Origin of the sequence: Algibacter sp. Ld11, assembly GCF_045066735.1 — a bacterium.
Classification (GTDB): domain Bacteria; phylum Bacteroidota; class Bacteroidia; order Flavobacteriales; family Flavobacteriaceae; genus Algibacter.
Map to the genome: position 1 here is coordinate 272,632 of NZ_JBISHH010000025.1, position 21,426 is coordinate 294,057.

Below are 21,426 nucleotides of genomic sequence, written 5' to 3' on the forward strand. Positions count from 1 at the left end.
GGACAATTAATCCTATAAATTATTATTATGAAATCGAAATTACTTTTATTATTACTCGTTACGAGTTTGGGGTATTCCCAAACATCTATCCCTACTTTTGAGAGTGCAACAGGTTCTGAGTATGCCGTTGTAAGCGCGCCAACAGATCAAAGTGCAACAGGGGCAAATGCTACATGGACTTTTAATGTTACTTATGACAATCAAAATACATCAGATGAATATTCAACAACAGATGCGGCAATAGCTAGCTATCCAGGCTCTACAGCTGTTATAAATACTAATGCTGGTACTACCCAAGTAAGTAAAATCTTTTTAGAAAAAAGTGGTGCAGATATTTCATTTACTGGTGCTGAGAGCAACGGAGTAAATCTTGTCTATACAGATAAAGGAGAAATAGGAAGTTTTCCCTTAGCCTATGCCTATAATCCTAATCCAGACAATATAGCAGGAAGTTTTTCTTTTGGCGGTAACAATGGAACATTTAGCGGTACTATGAGTAGAAGTGTAGATGCTCAAGGAACATTAAACGTAAATATAAGTGGTTTAACAGGTGAGAATTTTACAGGAGGAGTTACTCGACTGAATCTTGTACAAGATTTAGATTTATATATGATTGTTGATCCGTTTCCATTCCCGATTCAGGTTGCAGATTTAGTGCAAACATCTTATTATTACTATAAGGATAATGGAGATTTAGTTTTTAGAACAACTCGTATAGATATTTCGAGTGATTTCTTTGATAATGAAACTTTTGAAACAGCTGAAAGCTTAGTAACTAGTACCCTTGGTTTAAACGATCAAACTTTAAGTCAAGTAGAATTTTCTATTTTACCTAACCCAGTAAAAAATGAGTTAAATATAGAAATTCAAGCAGAAATTGAATCTGTTTCTATAATAGATCTTTCAGGGCGTCAGGTTTTAAATTCAAAAACTAACCAAAGAAAATTAGTTGTAGATCAGTTGCAATCTGGATTATACATTGCAAATATTGCTACAGATAAAGGTGTGTTTTCTCGAAAATTTGTAAAGCAGTAAGATTAGTAAAATCTTATATAAAAAACAAAACCTGAAAATTAAATTTTCAGGTTTTGTTTTTCTAATAGTTTTCTTTGTTGCTTAATGGTAAGCGAACTTCCATCATGGCTCCAGCCAGGAGCAGCAAACGCATACATAAATTTATGATACCAGTTTTTAGACTTTTTCATGTCGTTCCAGATATCTTTGTATTCGTGTGTTAATATCACCAACGGATTATATGAGTTGGGAGCATGTGTAACACCATATTTTATTTCTATATTTTCATCTAGTTCTTTCCAAGTACCAAATATTTTATCAAAAATATTTAAAAATCCACCATGGTTTTTATCCATGTACTCAAAGTTTTGAGCATGATGTACCTGGTGCATGGTATGTGTATTCATGAATTTTTCGATAAATCCCATTTTAGGAATATAAACAGAATGTAACTGAAACTGCCAAAGGGCTTCAATACCTAAACAAACTACTAACATTTCTGGTGGAAATCCAATAGCAACAATCCACATATAGAAAAATGGTTTGTATAAAATAGTAAACCAACCGTTTCTTACAGCCGTGCCTAAGTTGAAATTATCTGATGAGTGGTGCACGATGTGAGCCGCCCATAAAAAACGAACGTTATGGTTTTGGCGGTGGAACCAATAATAACTAAAATCGTCTAGCAATTGACAAATTATCCAGATGTACCAAGCGTATCCAAATGATTCGTAACCCATAATATTGGTGCGTACGCCATCTACTAAAGGATTGAAAATTTCGTATACATAGTTAAAAAGAACAATAGCTGCTATGGTTTTTGTAAGTGGTGCTAATACCGCAGAACCAATACCCATAGTAAGGCTGGCCGCTAAATCTTTCCAGTTGTATAATTTTTGACTTCGTTCTTCTTTACGATGCTTACTGTATGAGAGTTCTAATAATATGAGTCCTAAAAAACAAGGAACTCCATATACTAAAGGGTTTGTAAAATCCATTAAAAAATATTTGTTGTCTCCAAAAATAGCGTGATTTTGCTCGAAAACCTTGATAAAAATAGTTTTTTTGAATAAAAAAATCCGTTTTAAGATAAATTTACCTCAAAACGGATTTAAAATTTTATAAAAAGTAACTTACTTCGTAGCTACAGTTTCTTTTTGTTCAGAAAAATCGACAGCTATTTGGTTGTGTAAAATATCATCAAAAGTTTCTCTTTTTCTAATTAAATGTGCTTTTTCATTATACCATAAAACTTCCGCAGGGCGCAAACGTGAGTTATAATTGCTCGCCATAGAGAAGCAATATGCACCGGCATTTTTAAAGGCTAAAATATCACCTTCGTTTATTTCGTTTATTCTTCTGTTATTTCCAAAAGTATCGGTTTCACAAATGTAACCTACTACGGTGTAGAAACGCTCACGACCTTTTAAGTTAGAAATGTTACTAATTTCATGATGCGATCCGTAAAACATTGGACGAATTAAATGATTGAATCCAGAATCTACCTGTGCAAATACAGTTGATGTGGTTTGTTTTACTGCATTTACTTGCGCTAAAAAGTAACCAGATTCGCTTACCAAAAATTTACCTGGCTCAAAAGCTAATGTTAATTCTTTACCGTAATCTTTACAGAAATCGTTGAACCTTTTTGAAAGTTTTTTGCCTAATTCTTCAATATTAGTTTCAATATCTCCTGGTTTGTATGGCACTTTAAAGCCAGAACCAAAATCGATAAATTCTAAATTATCAAATTGTTTTGCAGTTTCAAACAAAATTTCACTTGCATAAAGGAATACTTCAATATCCAAAATATCACTTCCGGTGTGCATATGGATACCGTTGATATTCATTTTGGTATTTTCAACAATACGTAAAATATGAGGTATTTGGTGAATTGATATTCCGAATTTAGAATCAATATGTCCAACAGAAATATTTGCATTTCCACCAGCCATAACATGCGGGTTTATTCTAATACAAACCGGTGTGTTTGGGTGTTTTGCACCAAACTGCTCTAAAATAGAAAGGTTGTCAATGTTTATCTTAACCCCTAATGTAGCAGCTTCTTCAATTTCATTTAAAGAAACTCCGTTTGGTGTAAAAATAATTTGCTCAGGCTTAAAACCAGCAGCCAAACCTAATTGCACCTCTTGTATGGAAACGGTATCAATACCAGAGCCTAAACTATGTAAAAGCTTTAAAACAGAAATGTTTGATAATGCTTTTACCGCATAATTAAGTTTTAACTTTTTTACATTTTTAAAAGCACTAGTTAAGCGTTTATACTGGTTCTCAATTTTATGACCATCATAAACATATACAGGGCTGCCAAATTCGTTGGCAATTTTAAGCAATTGACTCTCTTGCATGGTTTTTATAATTTTTGTCAAAGATATTTTTTTTGCTTCAATAAAAAATAAATAAAGTAAAAATTATACAAATTAAACATTTTGTTAAATAATTAACACTGAAAAATAGATAAATGATAATTTCCGCATAAAATAATTAGTGTAATTACCAACGATTATTTACATTTGTTGCACTTAAAATTATCAAGCAGATTATGAATTTACACGAATATCAAGGTAAAGAAATATTAAGCAGTTTTGGTGTACGTATCCAACGTGGTATGGTTGCTCAAAATGCACAGGAGGCAGTTGCTGCCGCAAAACAATTAACTTCGGAAACGGGAACAAGCTGGCACGTGATTAAAGCACAAGTTCATGCAGGTGGTCGTGGAAAAGGTGGCGGAGTAAAATTAGCCAAAAACCTTAAAGAAGTTGAAGAAATTGCAGGACAAATTATTGGGATGGACTTAGTAACACCTCAAACGTCTGCTGCTGGTAAAAGAGTACACCAGGTTTTAGTTGCTGAAGATGTTTACTATCCAGGTGAAACTGAAACTAGCGAATTTTATGTATCTGTTTTATTAAATAGAGGTACAGGTCGTAACATGATTATGTATTCTACGGAAGGTGGAATGGATATTGAAACTGTTGCAGAAGAAACGCCACATTTAATTTTTACTGAAGAAATAGACCCAAATACAGGTTTATTACCATTTCAGGCAAGACGCGTAGCATTTAACTTAGGGTTATCTGGTTTAGCGTTTAAAGAAATGACTAAATTTGTTACGAATCTTTACACTGCTTATGTAAAATCTGATTCTTCTCTATTTGAAATTAATCCTGTTTTAAAAACAAGTGATAATTTAATAATGGCAGTAGATGCCAAAGTAACTATTGATGATAATGCACTTTACAGACATAAAAACTATGTTGATTTACGTGATGTACGTGAAGAAAGCGCTATTGAAGTAGAAGCTGGAGAACTAGGCCTTAACTATGTAGACTTAGACGGAAACGTTGGTTGTATGGTAAACGGTGCTGGTTTAGCAATGGCAACTATGGATTTAATTAAGCAAGCAGGTGGTGAGCCAGCTAACTTTTTAGATGTTGGTGGTACTGCAGATGCTGCACGTGTTGAAGCTGCATTTAAAATTATATTAAAAGATCCGGCTGTAAAAGCTATTTTAATTAACATCTTTGGAGGTATTGTTCGTTGTGATCGTGTTGCTCAAGGTGTTATTGATGCTTATAAAAACATGGGAACTATTAACGTACCAATTATTGTACGTTTACAAGGTACCAATGCTGATATTGCAAAAGAATTAATTGATAATTCTGGTTTAGCAGTAATGAGTGCTACAGAATTTCAAGAAGCTGCAGATAAAGTTCAAGAAGTATTGGCTTAAGCTTTTACTACATTTTATATTTAAAAGAGTAACGTCTAGGCGTTACTCTTTTTTTTTGTGATATATTTTGAAATAGTTGCTGTTATTATAATTTTCTTATAGTTTTATAGTAGAATGATTTTTGAAAGGAATTAAGAGCAAAAAGATATGAAAATAGTGGTTCTAGACGGTTACACATTAAACCCAGGAGATTTAAGTTGGAAAGCAGTTGAAGCCTTTGGCGATTTAGAAGTGCATGATAGAACAGCTTTCGATCATGACACTATTATTAAATATATAGGAGAGGCAGAAATAGTTCTTACTAATAAAACACCTTTGCCAAAAGCGGTTTTAGAGAAAGCGCCAAAGCTTAAATATATTGGTGTTTTGGCTACAGGATACAATGTTATTGATATTGCGGCTGCTAAAGATTTAGGTGTTGTAGTGTCTAATGTTCCGGTTTATGGTACACAGGCTGTAGGGCAGTTTACTATGGCGCTTATTTTAGAATTGTGCCATCATGTTGGCGATCATAATAAAGCCGTTAAAAACGGCGATTGGACGAAGTCTAAAGATTTTTGTTTTTGGAATTCACCACTTATAGAACTGTCAGGTAAAACCTTAGGTATAATAGGTTTTGGAAGAATAGGGCAGGCTACAGCAAAAATGGCGCAAGCTTTTGGATTAAATATTTTGGCTTATAATCGAAGTCAGGATTTACGATTGGAATCGGAAACTTTAAAATATGTTGAATTAGATGAGTTGCTTAAACAATCGGACTTTGTGAGTTTACATTGCCCGCTAACCGAAAGCACAGAAGGATTAATAAATTCGGATTCTATTTCTAAAATGAAAGATAGTGCGTTCTTGATAAATACCTCTCGAGGTGGTTTAATTGTAGAAGAAGATTTAAAAAATGCTCTTAACAACAATGAACTAGCTGGAGCGGCTGTAGATGTTGTTTCTAGTGAGCCTATAAAAGCAGATAACCCTTTGTTAAATGCTAAAAATTGTATTATTACGCCACATATTGCTTGGGCATCAAAAGAGGCTAGGGCACGATTAATGCAAACAACGGCAGATAATATTGAAGCTTTTTTAGAAGGAAAACCAACTCATGTAGTGAGTTAAGTATTTAGGTAGTAATAATAAAGTGCGCACGAGAAGATTCGAACTTCCACATCCTAAAACGGATACTGGCCCCTCAAGCCAGCGCGTCTACCAATTCCGCCACGTGCGCATTTGAGGTTTTAAATCGGGCGTAAATATAATGATGTCTTTGTGAACTAAAAATATAAAAAGCAAATAATTACAAAGTAAGTAACCAACTGCGTTGAAGTTTCTTGAATTTTCTTAATTCGCTTCGTAGAATGGGTAAAAAGTCTTTCCCATTACTGTTCGATTTTTCTAAGCGATATGAGTTTGTGTAAAGCATATTCGTTAATCGTCTTAAAGATGCAATATGCTTATACTTTCTTTCAGAATAGCGTTCTAATTCTGCATTTACAATTTCTGGAACTAGTGATACAGATTGCTGAATAATATCTCCAGAAAAATATATGTTTTCATCCTCTGAGCCATCAGCTTTTAAACTCGATAAATCATCATTTAAGTACATAGAAATACTTTGAGACAAGGACAAAATCTCTATGGCTTTCTTATAAACCGGTAATTCCGATAGATTTGATGGGGTATTAGATTTCATTTTTTATTCTCTCTAGCAATTTTATCAAATTTACCAACAAGAAATCATTTTTATCTTTAGATTTTAAAGTAAAAAGGTATATTTGCTTTAAATATTAATTTATTATAGTTAAAATTCTTTCAAATGAAGTTAGATGTACTTAATGTAAAGATATTAAAGTGTTTACAGCAAAATGCGCGCATGTCTAACGCTGAAATTGGCAGACAAGTTGGTATAACTTCACCAGCAGTTTCGGAGCGTATTAAAAAAATGGAAGATCTTGGTATTATTGAGGATTATAAAGCTATAGTTTCTCCTTTTGAAATGGGATATCAGTTTAAAGCCATTATTACACTTCGCGCTTTTATGGGGAAATTAAAACCGTTTTTAGATAAGGTTAAAACTTACGACGAGGTTATAAATTGTTACCGTATTACTGGTGATGAAAATATTGTTATGGAGGTTGTTTTAAAAAACAATAAGCATTTAGAGACCTTCATAGATCAGTTAATAAGTTATGGTGAATCTAAAACGCAAATTGTTTTATCACGGGTTATTAAGCAAAAAGAAATTAAGCCCGTTTAATTTATGCGCCAAGCCGGATTTTTTCTATTTTCTCCTGCATAGAATAAAATAATATTATTGCCGTCAGGGTCTTTCAAATGTGCTTCGCGCCACAGCCATGGTTTATCATTTGGTAATTCTGAAAAAATAATTCCTTTTTCCTGAAGTTTCCCTACCCATTTATCTAGATGTTCGTCTTCAAAATAAATGTTTATACCATATCCTTTGGGTAATTCTTCTACATGATGTATTGAGAATGTAGCATCGCCATCTGGGCATTCAAAACGAACATATCTTGGGATTGAATCTACAATTAGCTTCAATCCCAAAATAGTGTAAAATTCTACGGCTTTTTCAACATTAATAGAGGGTATGGTTATTTGGTTTAAATTCATAGCACTCTTTTCTTTTTCTGTGTATTTAAATATTGACTTAAAATGAATAATAAAAGTACACAAAAGCCTGCTAGCATTGTAAAAATGTACCAAGTATTATCGAAACCCAAACCATCTACCATATGCATACCAGCGTTGTGAGCAAAGATATGAGCAATAGAAAAGGCTATGGAATACAAGGCCATATATTCTCCTTGGTTCCCTTTTTTAGCGCGATCTAGTGCAAAGGCGTTTGAAAAAGGAAACGTAATCATTTCTCCTAAACTCATAAATAACATACCAATGATTAGTATGCCAATCCATGATGTAAGGTTTAAAACTAAAATACTAAAGCCAAGCATTATTGTACCAAAAACCATGAGACCAGACTTTGTGAAATTAGTGTTCTCTAACCATTTTATTAAAGGCATTTCTAGTAAAAAAATAACAAATCCATTCAAACCTAAAAGAATTCCAATATCAAATTCTGTTAAGCGGTGGATATCTTTGTAATACAAAGGCATGGTAGAAAAATATTGTAAAAATACGATACCAAATAATACCATGGCAACTAAGAATATTAAAAATGCTTTATCGTAATAGGCTGAGCTTGGGGTATCGTTTTTTACTGTATCTAAAACTTTAGCTTTTTTAGGGTGTAATACTTTAATAAGTAAGCCAGTTGCCAAAATACAGGTGATACCATCTACCCAAAATAAACCACGATAGCTTAGTGTGGTAATAATTATACCGCCAACGGCTGGCCCAACCGAAAAACCAAGGTTAATAGCAAGTCTAATTAAGGTTACAGATCGTGTTTTGTTCTCCGGTTTACTGTATGCGCTAAGTGCAACAAACATGGCTGGACGAAACATATCTGCAACTAACATAACCAAAAATATTCCAATACAAAAGTCAACGAAAGTGTTTAGGAATTGAAGTGCAATAAATAAAACCCCGGTTGAAATTAAACTTCTAACCATAACTTTGTAGTAGCCAATTTTATCGGTTAATCGACCACCAAGCCAAGAACCAACAACAGATCCAAGACCAAAGGCGCTCATAATCCATCCAACATCTTTTAATGTGAAATCTAGATTTTCGGTAAGATAAAGCGATAAAAACGGTATAACCATGGTGCCAGCTCTATTTATTAGCGTAATTAGAGCAAGCCACCATACTTCGTGCGATAAACCTTTAAATGTGTTGATGTAGTTGTTAAATAGCGTTTTCATTTTTATTGATTTTAATTGCTTAGTTAGAGCAACTTTTGGAAAATATATTTTTGATAGAATTTTAAATTTTGGAAAATAAAAAAGTCCGACTTCGTAGTCGGACTTTTTAAATACTGAAAATAATATATATTTATATCATCACAATATAGAGCAAGTCCAACCTGTTCGCTTACAACGAGAGGTCCATAACTTTCTATAAATAGTGATGTTACTTTGCATTATTAATAAATAATTTTGTCAAATGTATTTAAAATTTTCTTAAGTTGTATTTTTGAAATGAAATAATTTAAGAATGAAGAACATATATATAAGTTTAGGTTTGTGCTTTTTACTACTATCTTGCGGAAGTAGCTTTCAAGGATTTTACAATAATCATAAAACTGATGTAGGGGCCACATCTTTTCAGGTTCCTAATTTTATGAAAGCGCTTTTAAGTCAAATTTCACCCGAAGTAAACCAAGCTATAGGTAATGTTTCAGACTTAAAATTTATAAAGTTTGATGCGCTTAATAAGTTTAAGCGCGAAAGTTTAATAGCCGAAATGAATGCTGTTACCAATAGTGGGTATACTGATGTCTTTAGAAAGAATGATATTGGTAATACACGTATTATTTCTGTTAAGGAGTTGGGGGTTGTAGTAACCGATGCTATAATTTTTAATAGTACTGAAAATGAAACAACAGCTTATTATTTACAAGGAAGTTTTGATCCGGAAAAAATTAAATCGTTTGCAGATGAAGACGCTTTTAATGAGTTTTCTAATAGTTTAATGCAATCTTATAAAACCAATATAAATCCATCTTTTAATTCAGGAAAATAATGAAGAAATTAGTGTTAATAGCTATAGTTTTAGTTTCTGTTTTTAGTTGCGGACAAAATAAACGCCCAATTCTTGGAGAAACGGAGTTTCAAAAAACTATAAATGCAGAGTATAAAGATGCAACAACATCACCATTAAAAGATAAAGATAGAAAAAGCTTTAGAGGATTGGATTTTTTTAAATTTGATTCTACTTATGTCGTGACAGCACAATTTAAGCGTGTTGAAAATGCCGATTGGTTTAATATGAAAACCACAACAGACCGAGTTTCTAAAGAGCGTGTTTTTGGTGTTTTAAGTTTTGAATTAAATGGAGAAACGTTTAATTTAAATGTTTATCAGGGCCAAGAACTGATGGGTAAAGAAGGTTTTGAAGATTACTTGTTTTTACCTTTTCTAGATCAAACAAATGGTAATGAAAGTTATGGAGGTGGTCGTTATCTCGATATGAAAATTCCGGATTCTAATGAGGTTATTATAGATTTTAATAAAGCTTACAACCCGTATTGCGCTTATAATGATGAGTTTTCTTGTCCAATTGTACCTCGTGTAAATTATTTAAAAACACGTATAGAGGCTGGTGTAAAAGTTTTTAAAAACCATTAAAATATTTATACCCATAAGCCTATATAGCTTATGGGGAATACAATGTTTTTTAATCTTCTAGTTTTGCTGAAAGCTCTAACCAGCGCTCTTCTTTTTCTTCTATAGTATCTAAAATGACTTGAAGTTTTTCGGATAGTGTATTTATTTCTTCTGGTGTTAAATCTGGATTATTAAATTTCGATTCTAATTCCTTTTTATCAAAATTTAAAGACTTTATCTTGCTTTCAATGTTATTTAACTCTTTTTCTTCATTGTAAGATAGTTTTTTATCATCAGTTTTTTTCCAAGCATTCTTGTCCTTTTTATCCTCAATTTCAGTTGCTGCAATTACATCTTGGCTGTCTTCATAAATACGGTAATCTGTATAATTTCCGGGGAAATCTTCAATCTCACCATCTCCTTTAAAAACAAATAAGTGATCGATTACTTTGTCCATAAAGTATCTATCGTGTGTAACTACTATTACACAACCTGGGAAATCTAACAAAAAACTTTCAAGTACGTTTAAGGTTACAATGTCTAAATCGTTAGTAGGTTCATCTAGAATTAAAAAGTTTGGGTTTTGTATTAAAACAGTACATAAATACAAACGCTTACGTTCGCCACCACTAAGTTTTTCAACAAAATCGTATTGCTTTTTTCTGCTGAATAAAAAGCGTTCTAACAGTTGTTGCGCAGAAATTTGTTTTCCTTTTTTTAAAGGAATATAGTCTCCAAATTCACGAATGACATCGATAACCTTTTGTTCTGGTTTAATTTTAATCCCATTTTGAGTATAATAGCCAAATTTCACTGTTTCACCCTTAGTTACTTTTCCTGAATCGGGTTGTGCTATTTGCGTTAAAATATTTAAAAATGTAGTTTTTCCTGTTCCGTTTTTGCCAATAATACCAACACGTTCACCTTTTTGAAACATGTAGCTAAAGCCATCTAGTATAGTTTTGTCTTTAAAGCTTTTCGATACTTTATGAAATTCTAAAATTTTACTACCCAAACGTTCCATGTTCAGTTCTAATTGAACTTCATGATCATTACGGCGTTGGTGTGCGCGATGTTTTATATCGGCAAAATCGTTAATTCTAGATTTAGATTTAGTGGTTCTTGCTTTTGGTTGACGGCGCATCCAGGTAAGCTCTTTTTTAAAAAGTTGCTTAGCCTTATTGGTTTCTATGGCGTCATTTTCTATTCGAGCTTCTCTTTTTTCTAGGTAATAGGAGTAATTTCCTTTGTAGTTGTAGATTTGCCCTTCGTCGAGCTCTATAATTTCATTACAAACGCGTTCTAAAAAATAACGGTCGTGAGTAACCATAAAAAGTGTAATGTTTTCTTTAGCAAAAAAGGATTCGAGCCACTCAATCATTTCTAAATCTAAATGGTTAGTTGGCTCATCTAGAATTAGTAAATCCGGTTTATTTATAAGTGCGTTTGCTAGGGCTAAACGTTTTATTTGTCCTCCAGAAAGTACACTTACTTTCTGAGATAAATCTTCTAATTTAAGTTTAAAAAGTATTTGTTTGTAAAGCGTTTCAAAATCCCATGCCTCATGGCGTTCCATGGCGTCAAAAGCGGCTTGGTAAGCATCGGTGTCATCAGGGTTTAACAGGGCTTTTTCATAATTTGAAATGACTTTTAAAATAGGGTTTTCACTAGCGAGAATTGTTTCTTCTATCGTTAAGTTTTTATCAAACTTAGGGTCTTGAGATAGAAATGAAACGGCAATACCTTTTCGGAAAGTGACGCTACCAGAACCAGCCTCGTCGTCTCCCGAAAGGATATTAAGAATAGAGGTTTTTCCTGTACCATTTTTAGCCACAAAAGCTATTTTTTGGTCTTTATGAACACTGAATGAAACATCTTCGAAAAGGGTTAGTTCTCCGTAAGATTTCGATATATTTTCTACTGTTAAATAATTCAAGGCTATTTGTTTTTTTGCAAAGAACGTCTAAAAAACCAAAAAAAAGGGTATAAGTTTTATTCTTCACGGTGAAAAGTTATATTTGTGGTTAATCTATTAACCTATATGTTAAAACAATTTGCCATTTTAATCCTTGTTGCAATTACGGTTGTTTGCACTTCATGTATTACAAATAAAGATGTAGTGTATTTGCAAGAAAAAGGAAGCGTAACTAACGATTCTTTGCAAATCCAGGCCTTGGCTAAGCCTTATAGGGTGCAGATTAATGATGTTTTGAGTATCGATGTAAAGGCTTTAGATAAGGAATTGGTTGAGATTTTTAATCCCACAACTAATGACGTTGGTAATACGCAACAAGCACTTTATTTTACTGGATTTACGGTAGATTTACATGGAAATATAGAATTCCCTATTTTAGGAGAAATAAATGTGCTCGGTTTTACAGTAGAGGAAATTGAAGATAAGGTGAAACATGAGTTATTACAGCAGTATTTTAAAGAAACGGCTCAAATATTTGTTACTGTGAAACTTGCTGGTTTGAAATACACAACGGTTGGAGAGGTTGCTAGTAAAGGTGTGCAAGTAATTTACCAAGATCGTGTTAATATTATTGAAGCTATTGCAAATGCTGGAGACATTCAACAAACAGGAGATAGAACAGATATTTTAATTGTGAGGCAATATCCTGATGGTCAAAAAATACATCATATAGATTTGACAGATATAGCAGCAATGAAATCTGAGTTTTATTATATACAACCTAATGATATTATTATGGTAAAACCATTAAAACGTAAATCTTTAGGGGCTGGTGAAACAGCTACGCAAACACTTACTACAATTGCTAGTTTGTTTTCAGTTGTTATTAGTACTTATTTTTTAGTAAAGAATTTGTAAGCTATGGATGATGGATTTGATTTTCAAAACGGACAGAACTTCAATTTTAAAGAGTTTGTTTTTAGGGCTATAAGCTATTGGAAATGGTTGCTACTTGGTCTTTGTATTGCTTTTTATGTCGTTTACCATCAAAATATTAGACGTGAGTTTCCTTATACTCTCGGTGCTTCTGTAACTGTCCAAGACGATAAAAACCCTTTATTTACTGCCAACACAAGTTTAGTATTTAACTACGGAGGTATATCTGGGAAGGTGCAAGAGGTGTTATTAAACTTAACATCTAGAAAACACCATGAGAAAGTTGTAGATAGTCTCAAGCTTTATCTAACATATTTACAACAAGGACGTTTTTATAAAACGGATATTTATAAAGAAACGCCTTTTATGTTTGAAGGTAAAGCTGATAGTTATCAGGTTATTGGTCACCCCTTAAAAATTACGCTACTCTCAGAAAATAGATTTCAAGTTTCATATGATTTTGGTGAATTGAATGTTGTGGCAGCTCAAAATTATCGAAATAAAAAAATTCAATATATAAACTTAAAGGAGAGTGTCTTTTCCGAAGAATATAATTTTGGAGATTATATAGATTTACCTTTTTTGAAAGGTCGCTTATTAAAAAGGAATGAAATAGCGTTAGTGCCTCAATCGGAATATTTTATTCATTTTAGTAATTTTGATAATACGGTTTCTAGTTTTATGCAATCTTATGCTGTTAGAAATGAGATGAACTCACCTCTTTTGACTGTAAGGTTAACTAATAAGAATAAATCTAAAATAGTTGATTACATTAATACATCTGTTTTTATTTTAGATCGTGATCAATTGCAACGTAAAAATCAGTATGCGATAAATACCATTGAATTTATTGATAAGCAATTATCTAGAGTGAAAGGGGAGCTGACAAAAAAAGCCGATTCACTTAATGATTTTATGAGGGTTAATAAAATATTTGATATAGAAAGTGAAAGTGCTTTACTTACATCTAAAATTGAAGAATATAAAAACCAGAAGGATGTTTTGACGGAGCAGCTGTTAGCTTTAGATTTATTAAAAAATTATTTAATAACGAACAACGATTATAGTGCTTTACAGGTTCCGTCAACCACAGGTATTTCAGAAACTAATATAGGAACAAATGTTTCTAAAATTATTTTGTTATCTGCTGAAAAATCTAAACTTGCTTATTCCGTAAGAGATAATGTATCAGTTTTTGATGATTTAAATAGGCAAATAAGTGCCTTAAAATTAGTTGTTCTTGAGAATATTGCTTCAGAAAAATTTAATATTCAATCTCAATTAAAGTCTGTCAATTCTAAGATTTATAATTCAGAGAATGAATTTTCTACCATTCCAGAAAGTCAACAAAGACTAAGAGCTATAGAACGGGAATATTTGTTAAGTCAGAGTACATACGATTTGTATTTAGCAAAGCGAGGGGAAGCCGACTTAATCAAAGCTTCTAATGTTTCTGATATTGTTTTAATAGAACCAGCAAAAGATACTGGGCAAGGAAGGAACGCTGTTAATCTTAACATAAGATATGTTTTTGCTTTTTTCGCTGTGCTTATTCCTCTGTTCTTAGTTGCTTTTATCGTAACGTTTTTTGATAATAAACTTCACGCTCCTGCAGATTTGGAAGATTTAAGCAGTATACCGTTGTTAGGTGTTATTGGTCAAAATGATACATCTAATAATTTGGCTGTTTTTAATAAGTCTCAGTCTGCTATGGCAGAAGCCTTTAGGGCTATACGGTCGAGTTTACAGTTTATGTATAAAAAGCATGATTTAGAAGGTAGTAAAACGGTTTTGATTACATCTTCTATTAGTGGAGAAGGAAAGACTTTTACGGCCATAAATATTGCTTCTGTTTTTGCTTTAAGTGGAAAGAAAACGGTATTGGTAGGGTTAGATTTAAGAAAGCCTAGAATTTTTGGTGATTTTGAATTGAAGAATGAAATTGGTGTTGTAAATTATTTGATAGGACAGAATTCACTAGAGGATATTGTTCAGCAGACAAAAGTAGAAAACTTGGATATTATTACTTCTGGTCCAATACCACCAAACCCTTCGGAGTTGTTGATTAGTGAAATAATGGACAAGCTCATAGTCGAGTTAAAAGCAAAATATGATTATATAATTTTGGATACACCTCCTGTTGGTTTGGTTGCAGATGCTTTGGAGCTTTTAGAATATGCAGATGCGTCACTTTATGTTGTGCGTCAAGATTATACTCAAAAAGAGATGCTTACTTTAATAAATGAAAAACACAAAAACGGTGTAGTTAAAAATATTAGTTTTATATATAATTTCTATAATTTAAAAGGGAAATACGGCTATGGTTACGGCTATGGTTATGGAGATTATGCTAATGGATATCATGATGTAGCTAAAGAAAAATCTTTTTTTAAGAAGCTGTTTTCTGTTTTTAAGAAATAGGCTGATATTAACACTGTTATTAATAATAGTACGCATTTATAAATTTTAATATATTGATTTGAATTCAACCCTGAAAGAGAAAGATTGGCTATATACTATATCCCCTAAAAAGAAATTAATAGACCTGAATTTTAAAGAAATTTGGAACTATCGTGATTTATTATTTTTATTTGTGAAGCGTAATGTAATTACATTATACAAACAAACTATATTAGGGCCGCTTTGGTATTTTATTCAACCCTTATTTACAACGCTTACTTTTACCTTAATTTTTAATAACTTAGCTAATATTCCGACGGGTAATGGGATACCTGCATTTTTATTTAATTTAGCAGGCCTAAGTTGTTGGAATTATTTTAGCAGCTGCTTAACTGGTACTAGTAATACCTTTAAAGCTAATCAAAGTCTTTTTGCTAAGGTTTATTTTCCAAGAGTAATAATGCCTTTGTCTACCGTTATTACCAACCTAATTAACTTTGGTATTAGGATGTTTTTATTTATCGGCTTTTATATTTATTTTAAGTTTTTTACAGAAGTAGCCAATCTAGCCTCACCTAATCTTGCGTTATTTTTATTACCAATTTTGATACTATTTATGGCCATTTTTGGGTTAGGATTTGGTATGATAATATCCTCATTAACTACAAAATATAGAGATTTAACGCATTTAGTTGGTTTTGGAGTACAATTATTAATGTACGGCTCTGCAGTGATGTATCCATTATCTTACTTTAAAGAAAAATTACCAGAATATTCGTGGCTAGTAGAGTATAATCCAATGACGACGTTTATAGAGTTATTTAGACATATGACATTGGGAACAGAGGAGTTTTTTTTGTCTTCTTTTTTATATGCAGGAGTTATTAGTATTGTTTTCTTTTTATTAGGACTTATAGTTTTTAATCGCACTGAAAAAACTTTTATTGATACGGTTTAATATGACAGATAAAGACATTATTCTTAAAGCTAATAATATCTCAAAACAATACCGTTTAGGTGTAGTTGGTACCGGTACTATTGCAGACGATTTAAAACGATGGTGGTATAGAGTGCGAGGTAAGGAAGATCCATTTTTGAAAATAGGAGAAAGTAATGATCGAAGTACAAAAGGACTTTCTGATTATGTTTGGGCGTTACAAGATATTAATTTTGAAGTTAAACGCGGAGAGGTACTAGGTATTATTGGTAAAAACGGAGCAGGTAAATCAACGCTTTTAAAAATACTCTCTAAGGTGACTGGCCCAACTACCGGTGAGATTAAAACTAGAGGACGAATAGCATCTTTGTTAGAAGTAGGTACAGGATTTCATGGGGAGATGACTGGGCGAGAAAATGTGTACCTAAATGGCGCAATCCTAGGTATGACTAAAAAAGAAATAAATGCTAAAATAGATGAGATTATTGAGTTTTCTGGCTGCGAACGTTACATCGATACACCAGTCAAACGATACAGTTCTGGTATGACTGTGCGCTTGGCTTTTGCGGTTGCAGCATTTTTAGAGCCTGAAATTTTAGTTGTGGATGAAGTCTTAGCTGTAGGTGATGCAGAGTTTCAGAAAAAAGCCATCGGTAAAATGCAAAATATTTCTAAAGGGGAAGGACGTACGGTGCTTTTTGTTAGTCATAATATGGCGGCAATACAGGATTTATGTACTAAAGTAATTATTTTAGAGAATGGCATGCAGGTTTTTGAGGGATCTGTGGAAAAAGGGGTCAATCATTATCTAACTTCAAATCTTATTAAAGATGGAGTAATTACTTTTGAAAGTAATAAAAACAATTTTAAAGGATATATTAAAAGTTTTAAAATTAAGAACAGTGATAATAAAATAGTAAACTCATTCTATTCAGGAGATAGTATGATTTTTGAAATTGATTTAAATGCGAATGATAGACTTATTAACCCAATAATGAGTTTGAGAATAAGTGATTTTAATAATAAAAACTTACTGACTTGGAGAAGTAATGATTATATTGATTCTCCTATTAAACCTTTTTCTGGAAGTACGAATATAAGAATTGAATGTAATAAATTGTTTTTATTAAATGGGTTTTATAGTCTGTCAATAGGTTATGGGGATGGTAAAGAACCTATAGATGTTAAACAGAATTTCATTGAATTTGAGGTGTTTCCTAATAAGTTTGATCAAAAACACAACTCAATTACTAAGGAAAAAAGTTCTAATAGTATGATATATCATGAAGCAAAATGGATTGTTAAATAAAAGAGTATTCAGATATTTTAAGAAAACTTATAAGAGTTTAATTAAAACGAAAAGTATTCAATTGAGGAAGCGTGTTATAAAAAAAATTGCTATCATAATTGATGAGGATAATGATAATATTGCTGGTCTTTTAAAGGCAATTAGGCTCTTATCAGAAGATTATAGTTTTAAATTTTATAATCAAGCTTTATCCTATGTATTTGAAGATGAAGATTTAATTATTTTTACAGATATAAAAAAATTTAACCAGTCTGAAAAAATGAATAATAATCCTATAATTGCTTTATTACTTCATGAGGATGCTGCGATAATAAAAAAAGGATACAAACTAGATCTTGTTTTGTGTAAAAGCTTTTATCAAGTGGATGCGTTAAAAAAACATTATAATACTATACACGCTTTTGGAATTGATTATATTATGTCGGATACAAATATTGAAGAGAAAAATATTGATGCATCTGGTATACTTAAAAAAAGATATGCAGGTTTAAAAGAAATAAATTCTAATGATTATAACTCAGAATTTTTGATTTCGCCTTTATGGGATATTAAGTATTTTTCGGAACAACTTAGAAAAGCTTTTAATTTATTTCAAACAGATACTACAAGAAAAATAAATCCCATTTTTTCTAATAGATTTTTAAAAGTAGGGAGGCATTCTTTTCATAATGGATATGAAATTAATGGAAATGTATTTGTAAACATTGGTTCATTTTGTTCTATAGGAAAAAATGTAAGTATATATACTGTAAATCATGATACACGGTTTCCTACAACACAAGGTTACCTTTACAGGAAATATTTTTTAAAGCCGCATCCAGCAGAAATGGATGTGAATTTATCAAAAAGTAGAAGTAAAGGACCAATTACTATTAAAAATGATGTTATTATTTACGAAGGTGCTAAGATAATGTCTGGCGTCGTAATAGGTAATGGTGCTTGCATTGGTGCAGGTGCTATAGTAACAAAAGATGTAGATGATTACGAGATTGTTGCAGGTATGCCTGCTAAACATGTTAGTTATAGATATTCTGAAAATATAAGGGAACAATTATTAGAAATAAATTGGTGGGATTGGTCTGATACTAAAATAGCAAGAAATGAAACCTTTTTCACAACAGATCTAACTACAATTGAGAGTGTTTTTGATTTAATAAATTAACAAAATGAAAGCCTCAATATTTTTTGATAGATATCCTTCAACTCATTTTGATTCTGTATTTCATGATATAAAATAATGATTAGTATAGTTTATAATAATAGTTTTAGAATTTATTTTTCGCATGTTTTATTTATATGTTCAATTATTTTGGATTAGAGTTATATTCATCCAATAATTGGGATTCCATTAATAACTATACTTGTTCTTGTAATGTCTAATATGATTATATCAATATTAAAAAAGAACAGATATACTAGAATAATATCAGGCTAAATGTAAAAATATGAATGTAGGTGTTATTTCAGGACGTTATCCAATTACAGAATTTGATTCTTCAATAAATCATAAACTGTATGCAGACACCTATGGATATACTTACATAAACTGTAATTGGCCTACACAAGCTAAAAACCCATATTTAAATAAAATATACTATGTTTTAGCTTATTTAGAACTGTTTGATTATGTTATTTGGATAGACGATGATGCTTTCTTTTTCGATTTTGATACCGATATAATGCAATATGCACCACAGGACCAAAAATTCATTTCGTTTTGTAAAAGCCCCAGTTACAAATCTTTAAAAACGTATTTAAGTTCTGGACAATTTATAGTTAAATCTAATGCACTTTCAAAACAATTTTTTCAAGACATATTAAAACAAGATTTAACCAAAATAAAAACTTGGTGGACTGACGATTTAGGTTATTTTTCTAATGGAGACCAAGACATTATGGTGTATCTGTTGTTAGTAAATAATGATTATATAGGTAAATGTCAATTGTTTGATTATAAAAAATTTAACAGTCGTTTTGAGAATGTTTTTTTAGAAGATATACATAAACCTTTGGTCTTACATTTTACAGGAAAACCCAATATTAAGCAAGAAAATTATCTTAGATTACAAATAGAATACAAGCTCATGCCGTCTTTAGTTGAAAGCACAATCTTAGCAAAATTTGGATTACCGATTTGGCAACAAAAACAAAGGATAAGTTATAAGAGACGTTTAAAACAATATATAAAACAAGTTTTAAAATGGTCTTAAGTTTAAAAAGGTATGCTGTCGATCTTATACCTTCAAATATTAAAGGAATTTTAAAAGGGTACAAGTATGTTTTTAATCCAAGCTACATTTTCTACAATGACTTAAGCTACCTAGCGGTTAGGGTTTATGACGATACTACTAAATCTATTTTAGCAAAATTGGTTGTTTGGAATAGTGATGTTAACTTAACCGAAGTTGATTTATCACAATTTTTTAAAGAAAAATTAGCACTGGATAAAGTTGCAGATCCTAAGTTGTTTATAATGAATAATGCGGTATGGTGCACATTTAATTCTGGACATACAAATAAAGAAGATAACCAATTAGTTTTATTTAAAATAGAAGGAAGTAATGTAAAAGAATACTATTCCTGTAATTATAAAGATAGAAACCAAGTTGAAAAAAATTGGGCTTTTTATTTTTACGAAAATCAAATTTTTGCGCTATACAGCTTAAATGGTTTAGTTATATTAAAAGCGACAAGTATTGATAAACATAAAATGGTTTTTGAAAACCATTTTAATAATACTAAAATAAATTTTGGAGCTTACACTATAGGCACACCTTTGGCTTTATACAACGGTAATTATCTTTTTATAGGACATAGAAAAATTACTAGAAAAGGAAAACGATTGTATTTGGGTAAGCCTTTTTTATTTAAACCCTCTAATAATCCTGAATTAACTAGTTCTAAAAAATATATAATACATTCATTAAAATCATTGTTTGGTGCAAAACACAAGTTTAACAGGTTTTTAATTTCATGCACTTATTTTTCTGGGATTAATATTTCAAAAAACAAAGTAATTGTAAGTTATGGTGTAAATGATGTGTCTTGGAAAATTGTAAAACTTAATATATCTAAAATATGGCGTTAAGAACTTATTTCTGGCATTCTAGAGTCATTTCAAAACTAGAGTATTACAAAGCTAAATTATTGGGTCGGACAATAACTGGATTTAAACACGGTAATGCGGGAGATATTTTTACTATAGATTTAATAAAATATCTTTACAATGAAAAGGTTTATAACAACAGAGAGGAAGGGAATAGACTTTTAATGGTTGGTTCTATCGCTTCTGTTATAAAAGATACTGACATAATTAATGGTATTGGATGGAAGGGTAATGATCTAGAGTCTATTAAAGATAACATTTCTAAAGTTAAAGTTTATGGTGTTAGAGGTCCATTAACTAGACAACTTTTTGAAAAGTATGATGCCGATTTATCAGAGCTTAAATTTATGTTAGATCCTGGTTTATTAGTAAAGGAAGTTTATAATCTAAAGGTTGAAAACAATATTAATAAACAAATCATCTTTATACCGCATTATAATGACGAGTCTGTTTATAGTTATTATCCTAAAGCATTTAAAAAAGTAAGTATTGATAATAACCCCAAAACAGTGGCTAAGGAGATTATGAGGTCAAAAGTGGTTTATACCTCGTCACTTCACGGTATAATCTTTAGTCATGCTTTAAATAAACCATGCGTATTTGTAGCGCCTCAATCTAATGAGCCACTATTTAAATATAAAGATTATTTTTTGTCAATAGGTATCGATTTACCAATACCAATTGAGTCTATTTACAAAGCTGATTTTGAAAAAGACGTTAAAACTTTTTTGAAAAAAGAGATCACGCGAAGTGATTTTTATTTTCCTAGTTTAGAAGAACTAAAAATAAGACAAACCATTTTTTAAATTTTAGAC

Annotated in this window: 20 protein-coding genes and 1 tRNA gene; 14 read left to right on the forward strand and 7 right to left on the reverse strand. The window is 31.4% G+C overall.

The window, feature by feature from the left end:
• The first annotated feature begins 27 nt into the window (after window positions 1-27).
• Window positions 28-1,035, forward strand: a complete 1,008-nt coding sequence (locus tag ACJJV4_RS14805; protein WP_405295813.1) for a T9SS type A sorting domain-containing protein — start codon at window positions 28-30, stop codon at window positions 1,033-1,035.
• Window positions 1,036-1,073: 38 nt separating this feature from the next.
• On the opposite strand, the gene ACJJV4_RS14810 is transcribed toward ACJJV4_RS14805, so the two are convergent.
• Together ACJJV4_RS14810 and lysA are read right to left on the reverse strand one after the other, a co-directional pair.
• Window positions 1,074-2,012: a sterol desaturase family protein gene (locus ACJJV4_RS14810; protein WP_405295815.1), complete on the reverse strand. Its 939-nt coding sequence runs from the start codon at window positions 2,010-2,012 to the stop codon at window positions 1,074-1,076.
• A gap of 135 nt (window positions 2,013-2,147) precedes the next feature.
• Complete coding sequence (gene lysA / locus ACJJV4_RS14815; protein WP_405296548.1) at window positions 2,148-3,383, reverse strand: diaminopimelate decarboxylase; 1,236 nt, start codon at window positions 3,381-3,383, stop codon at window positions 2,148-2,150.
• Between the two features lie 194 nt (window positions 3,384-3,577).
• On the opposite strand from lysA, the gene sucC reads away from it, so the two are divergent.
• Window positions 3,578-4,768 (forward strand): ADP-forming succinate--CoA ligase subunit beta, encoded by a 1,191-nt coding sequence (sucC, locus tag ACJJV4_RS14820; protein WP_405295817.1) that lies wholly within the window; start codon window positions 3,578-3,580, stop codon window positions 4,766-4,768.
• 147 nt (window positions 4,769-4,915) lie between these two features.
• On the forward strand, window positions 4,916-5,878 hold the full coding sequence (locus tag ACJJV4_RS14825) for a D-2-hydroxyacid dehydrogenase (protein ID WP_405295819.1): 963 nt from the start codon (window positions 4,916-4,918) through the stop codon (window positions 5,876-5,878).
• 23 nt (window positions 5,879-5,901) lie between these two features.
• Here ACJJV4_RS14825 and ACJJV4_RS14830 read toward each other — a convergent pair.
• Window positions 5,902-5,987 (reverse strand) — tRNA-Leu (locus ACJJV4_RS14830).
• Between the two features lie 69 nt (window positions 5,988-6,056).
• Window positions 6,057-6,452: a hypothetical protein gene (locus ACJJV4_RS14835; RefSeq protein ID WP_405295821.1), complete on the reverse strand. Its 396-nt coding sequence runs from the start codon at window positions 6,450-6,452 to the stop codon at window positions 6,057-6,059.
• 123 nt (window positions 6,453-6,575) lie between these two features.
• Between ACJJV4_RS14835 and ACJJV4_RS14840 the strand changes: the two genes are divergently transcribed.
• On the forward strand, window positions 6,576-7,016 hold the full coding sequence (locus ACJJV4_RS14840) for an Lrp/AsnC family transcriptional regulator (protein WP_405295823.1): 441 nt from the start codon (window positions 6,576-6,578) through the stop codon (window positions 7,014-7,016).
• Here the strand turns inward: ACJJV4_RS14840 and ACJJV4_RS14845 are convergent.
• The gene (locus ACJJV4_RS14845; RefSeq protein ID WP_405295825.1) at window positions 7,013-7,390 is read right to left on the reverse strand and encodes a VOC family protein; all 378 of its coding nucleotides are present in this window, start codon (window positions 7,388-7,390) and stop codon (window positions 7,013-7,015) included. The two genes, ACJJV4_RS14840 and ACJJV4_RS14845, sit on opposite strands and share 4 nt — an antisense overlap.
• On the reverse strand, window positions 7,387-8,604 hold the full coding sequence (locus ACJJV4_RS14850; RefSeq protein ID WP_405295827.1) for an MDR family MFS transporter: 1,218 nt from the start codon (window positions 8,602-8,604) through the stop codon (window positions 7,387-7,389). Before ACJJV4_RS14850 ends, ACJJV4_RS14845 begins: the two co-directional genes overlap by 4 nt.
• Window positions 8,605-8,896: 292 nt before the next feature.
• Between ACJJV4_RS14850 and ACJJV4_RS14855 the strand changes: the two genes are divergently transcribed.
• The gene (locus ACJJV4_RS14855) at window positions 8,897-9,424 is read left to right on the forward strand and encodes a DUF4252 domain-containing protein (RefSeq protein WP_405295829.1); all 528 of its coding nucleotides are present in this window, start codon (window positions 8,897-8,899) and stop codon (window positions 9,422-9,424) included.
• Window positions 9,424-10,029 (forward strand): DUF1684 domain-containing protein, encoded by a 606-nt coding sequence (locus ACJJV4_RS14860; RefSeq protein WP_405295831.1) that lies wholly within the window; start codon window positions 9,424-9,426, stop codon window positions 10,027-10,029. The genes ACJJV4_RS14855 and ACJJV4_RS14860 overlap by 1 nt, the downstream gene beginning before the upstream one ends.
• Window positions 10,030-10,078: 49 nt before the next feature.
• Here ACJJV4_RS14860 and ACJJV4_RS14865 read toward each other — a convergent pair whose 3' ends face one another.
• Window positions 10,079-11,944 (reverse strand): ABC-F family ATP-binding cassette domain-containing protein, encoded by a 1,866-nt coding sequence (locus ACJJV4_RS14865; RefSeq protein ID WP_405295833.1) that lies wholly within the window; start codon window positions 11,942-11,944, stop codon window positions 10,079-10,081.
• A gap of 105 nt (window positions 11,945-12,049) precedes the next feature.
• Here ACJJV4_RS14865 and ACJJV4_RS14870 point away from each other — a divergent pair, with 105 nt between their 5' ends.
• From ACJJV4_RS14870 to ACJJV4_RS14905, 8 genes are all read left to right on the forward strand, one after another.
• The gene (locus ACJJV4_RS14870) at window positions 12,050-12,841 is read left to right on the forward strand and encodes a polysaccharide biosynthesis/export family protein (protein WP_405295835.1); all 792 of its coding nucleotides are present in this window, start codon (window positions 12,050-12,052) and stop codon (window positions 12,839-12,841) included.
• A 3-nt stretch (window positions 12,842-12,844) separates the two neighbouring features.
• Window positions 12,845-15,280 (forward strand): polysaccharide biosynthesis tyrosine autokinase, encoded by a 2,436-nt coding sequence (locus ACJJV4_RS14875; RefSeq protein WP_405295837.1) that lies wholly within the window; start codon window positions 12,845-12,847, stop codon window positions 15,278-15,280.
• A gap of 58 nt (window positions 15,281-15,338) precedes the next feature.
• A complete protein-coding gene (locus tag ACJJV4_RS14880; protein ID WP_405295839.1) occupies window positions 15,339-16,217 on the forward strand; it encodes an ABC transporter permease in 879 nt (292 codons plus the stop codon).
• Between the two features lies 1 nt (window position 16,218).
• Window positions 16,219-17,505: an ABC transporter ATP-binding protein gene (locus tag ACJJV4_RS14885; RefSeq protein WP_405295841.1), complete on the forward strand. Its 1,287-nt coding sequence runs from the start codon at window positions 16,219-16,221 to the stop codon at window positions 17,503-17,505.
• Window positions 17,480-18,667: a CatB-related O-acetyltransferase gene (locus ACJJV4_RS14890; RefSeq protein ID WP_405295843.1), complete on the forward strand. Its 1,188-nt coding sequence runs from the start codon at window positions 17,480-17,482 to the stop codon at window positions 18,665-18,667. The genes ACJJV4_RS14885 and ACJJV4_RS14890 overlap by 26 nt, the downstream gene beginning before the upstream one ends.
• A gap of 283 nt (window positions 18,668-18,950) precedes the next feature.
• Window positions 18,951-19,715 carry a putative nucleotide-diphospho-sugar transferase gene (locus ACJJV4_RS14895; RefSeq protein WP_405295845.1) on the forward strand — a complete coding sequence of 255 codons (765 nt, stop codon included), beginning with the start codon at window positions 18,951-18,953 and terminating at the stop codon, window positions 19,713-19,715.
• The gene (locus tag ACJJV4_RS14900; protein WP_405295847.1) at window positions 19,706-20,593 is read left to right on the forward strand and encodes a hypothetical protein; all 888 of its coding nucleotides are present in this window, start codon (window positions 19,706-19,708) and stop codon (window positions 20,591-20,593) included. Before ACJJV4_RS14895 ends, ACJJV4_RS14900 begins: the two co-directional genes overlap by 10 nt.
• Entirely contained in the window at window positions 20,584-21,417 is an 834-nt protein-coding gene (locus tag ACJJV4_RS14905; protein ID WP_405295849.1) for a polysaccharide pyruvyl transferase family protein, read from the forward strand. Before ACJJV4_RS14900 ends, ACJJV4_RS14905 begins: the two co-directional genes overlap by 10 nt.
• Window positions 21,418-21,426 lie beyond the last annotated feature (9 nt).